The sequence below is a fragment of the Deltaproteobacteria bacterium genome (assembly GCA_019308995.1).
Lineage (GTDB): Bacteria > Desulfobacterota > Desulfarculia > Adiutricales > JAFDHD01 > JAFDHD01.
Map to the genome: position 1 here is coordinate 1 of JAFDHD010000199.1, position 3,228 is coordinate 3,228.

A 3,228-nucleotide genomic window follows, 5' to 3' on the forward strand; every position below is an offset into this window, starting at 1 on the left:
CATACCGGCCCGAAGGGCCTCTCCGGGCGGCCAATGGCCCTCAACAGCCGCCTCAGACGCCACAACAGGCCCGAAATGCCGGCCGAAAGGCCCGCCAGACGCTCCGCCAGGGACTGCGGCGTGCCCAAGCCGAAGAGCTTGCGCATCAGCGTGTACTTTCGGCAAGCCGGAAAAAAATCTGAATTTATCAGGGGGCGTCGGTTCTTTGAAGCGTATTGCGATAGTTCCAGGGCAGCCAGCGGTCGGGGTCTGCGGACAACTCGTGCGCGTGCTTTTGCAATTGGGTGAGGTAGTCGAAGGGATTGATGTCGTTGAGTTCGCAGGTGTGGATCAGGCTCATGAACAGGTCTCCCACGCGGGCTCCGTTCGGGGTTTTATAAAAGTAGGCGTTCTTACGATGGAGAATAGCCTTCTTCAGGGCTCTTTCGCATACGTTGTTGTCTAAGGGGGCACCGGGCTGCCGCAGGAACAGGGTCAACGCCTCCCAGTGATTGAGCATATACGTGATCGCCTCGCCCAGGCCACTGTTGGGCTCGACCAGGTGTTGGTCGATCTGCTCGGTCAGCCAGTCCTTAAGCTCGGTCATCTTCGCGGCGCTGCGGGCCTGATGCCAAGCCAACCGCTGCTGGTCGGAGAAGCCCTGGCGCCGGGCCTCGGCATCATTTTGATAAACCTCTTTGAGGATCTCCAGGACAAACCGGCATTCCTGGGGAAAGTTCATCGCCACCTCGACAAAACGCCGACGTCCGTGCGAGAGGCAGTTGGCCAGAATGACCTCGAGTTCTTGGGGCAGATTGCGAGACAGGGCATCGCACATCTGGATCGGCGGTGCTAATTCGGCGGCCCGACGTTTGAGCACTTCGGCCAGATTCTCGCCGGCATGATTATGGCCGGTGAAAAACAACGCGATCCGGTGATCCCCCTGGACCGAGACGATCCCGGAGGTAAACACACCCGTGCGTGCAGATGTTGTCTGCTCCTCGAAGTCGCTCTGGTCCGGCTCCTTACGGGTTGCCAAACTGAGAACCTTCATACTCGTATCATCGTTGTGAACGACCCGGCCCTGGGCGGCGGACCGAATCAGCGCCTCATGAATCGGAACAAAGACGCCTACGCAATCGCTCAGGATGTCCCATTGGGTCGCGGCTGGCAGGGGAATCCCCAGACTACCCTGCAGCCTTTCCAGGCGGTTGAAGGGAAGCCCGCTTCCGTACTTGAGTAGAGCAATCATTGCGGCTGATTCGGCGCCATACTTTCGCGAGCCCACCTCCGGCGGCGCCGGGGCTGTGAAAATCTCCCCGCATAGGTTACAGCGCAGCTTCTGCAGTTCAAAGACCGTAGCGTTTAGAGGGGCCTGTCCGGTTACACGCACCAAACGGCCCGGCTCGGCGGTCTCATAGACGGTGCCCTTGTTACATTCGGGACACGAATCGCCCGGTTTGAGCGTTGGGTGTGATATCTTGACCTTTTTGGCACCGGTGTAAGCATCAGCGCCATTGCGGCCGTGGCCTTTGGCCTTCGCCGCCGCCGCTGGTGGCCCGGGGGATTCTTTACCCTCCGCCTTCGAATTACTGCCGGCTTCTTCCAGAGCCTTCTGGAATACCTTTTGCGTCTTCTCCGTGGTCGTCCCGAAGAGCAGTTGCTTGAGCCGCTGGACCGAGACCCGATTCTTCTCCAACTCCTGCGTCAGAAACAACAGGGTCTTCAGGGCATCGTGAAGCTTGTCGTATTCCTCCGGGCTCAGGCTCGACTTAACCCGTTCCAGGATCGCCTCCAATTCGCTCATCGAAAGCTCGATCCGTTCCGGGCCGCTGGGAGCAGTTGATTTGCCTTGGTATCGGCCTGACTTGCCACGCTGTCTCCTGATTCTTCGCCGATTGCTCATCACAATCCATCCCCCACATCATCGAATTACAGTGGAAACTAACAGATATATTATCGGACGAAGGCAAATTTTACTTCAAAATATTCCGGCTAGAGCAGAACTGTAAAAGCAAGCTTCTTTATTTACGGTCCTGCCTCCACCCGCCGCCAGGGCCGAACCCCCTGGGCCGCCTCCGGATTCCCGCCGGACAGCAGGACTGCCAGTTGGTGGGCTTGCAGGGTCTGGGCCGCCGCCGAGACCTGCTGCGGCCACCACGGAAACCGACCCTTCGACCACCGTTTCTGGCACAACCAGAAGCCTTGACCATCATAGACCAGGATCTTGATCGCCTTGCGGCTCTTATTACGGAAGACGAAGACGCTGCCGCTGAACGGATCGCTGCCCAATGCCTCGCGACAAATCCGGGCCAGACCGTCGATGCCTTTGCGAAAATCCGCCGGCTCCACCGCCACCAGAATCCGCATGTGGGGGGTTAACTGGATCATCGGTCCCCGTTCCAGAGGCTGCTGCTGAGGGCCGCCAGGTCGGGCAGTTCCCGGCCCTGGAGGTGGATGCGAATCCTGGCGCCTTGGCCATCTTCGCATTCGATGGTGCATTCGACATTCGCCTGCGGCCCGGCAGGCAGCAGTTCCAAAAATGGGGCTGGGGCTATTGGCTTTGACGCCTCACCTGAAACCGCATGCTCCATGCGTTTTTTCAGGCTATTGTAGTCGAGCCGTAGGGTTCGTGCGGTCTTGTTGAGTCCATACTCCCGTGCCAGTTGGGCCGCCAGAGACCAAAGATGCTCCGGCAATCTGGTAGGCGGTTTATGGGTGCGGCGCCACTTTTCAAAGCATTTACGACCCCGGGCCAGCTTTGTCGGCAAATTCGATTTCGAGAGGTTATTCATATGTCGTCCTTATTTAACAAATTCTATTGCTGTCAACGAATATGATAGCACCCATAAAAAATCATGTCATACACGCTTGCCGAAAAGACACTATTAACCCAATCCAGAAAATCGAAACGAGGGAACAGGTCGGGGGCGGATAAGCGCAAGGTTTTTGAGGGCATCTTGTGGATTTCACGCACCGGGGCTCCGTGGGCCGACTTGCCCCCGCGATATCCCAACCCCTCAACTTGTTGGCGGCGTTTGAAGCTTTGGGAACAACAAGGTGTCTGGCATAATGCCGGCGTGCTTTCCCAGCTGAACCGGACGAACGTGGCCAACGGGATGGGCCGGAAGCCTTGCCGAGGGCGGTTTCGCCCCGGCCAAAAAGGAGGTAAATGCGTCGGAAAGACCCAAAGGGGCAAAGGTATGAGGGGTCTGGTGGTGCTCGCCAGCCTACGTATTCCTCTGGGAA

Annotated in this window: 4 protein-coding genes; 1 reads left to right on the plus strand and 3 read right to left on the minus strand. The window is 58.0% G+C overall.

Annotation, left to right across the window (positions count from 1 at the left end; genetic code table 11):
• Positions 1-187: 187 nt before the first annotated feature.
• From JRI95_16815 to JRI95_16825, 3 genes are all read right to left on the minus strand, one after another.
• Complete coding sequence (locus tag JRI95_16815; GenBank protein MBW2063207.1) at positions 188-1,786, minus strand: IS66 family transposase; 1,599 nt, start codon at positions 1,784-1,786, stop codon at positions 188-190.
• A 221-nt stretch (positions 1,787-2,007) separates the two neighbouring features.
• Positions 2,008-2,370, minus strand: coding sequence for an IS66 family insertion sequence element accessory protein TnpB (tnpB, locus tag JRI95_16820; GenBank protein ID MBW2063208.1), 363 nt, complete (start codon positions 2,368-2,370; stop codon positions 2,008-2,010).
• Positions 2,367-2,774, minus strand: coding sequence for a hypothetical protein (locus JRI95_16825; GenBank protein MBW2063209.1), 408 nt, complete (start codon positions 2,772-2,774; stop codon positions 2,367-2,369). The genes tnpB and JRI95_16825 overlap by 4 nt, the downstream gene beginning before the upstream one ends.
• A 63-nt stretch (positions 2,775-2,837) precedes the next feature.
• Here JRI95_16825 and JRI95_16830 point away from each other — a divergent pair.
• Positions 2,838-3,228, plus strand: a 391-nt coding sequence (locus JRI95_16830) for a transposase (protein ID MBW2063210.1), incomplete at its 3' end; no start/stop codon positions are given.

Bases quoted from the DNA above. Each gene is read 5' to 3' on its own strand.
- JRI95_16815 (MBW2063207.1), bottom strand. From the start codon at position 1,786: ATGAGCGAATTGGAGGCGATCCTGGAACGGGTTAAGTCGAGCCTGAGC.
- tnpB (MBW2063208.1), bottom strand. From the start codon at position 2,370: ATGATCCAGTTAACCCCCCACATGCGGATTCTGGTGGCGGTGGAGCCG.
- JRI95_16825 (MBW2063209.1), bottom strand. From the start codon at position 2,774: ATGAATAACCTCTCGAAATCGAATTTGCCGACAAAGCTGGCCCGGGGT.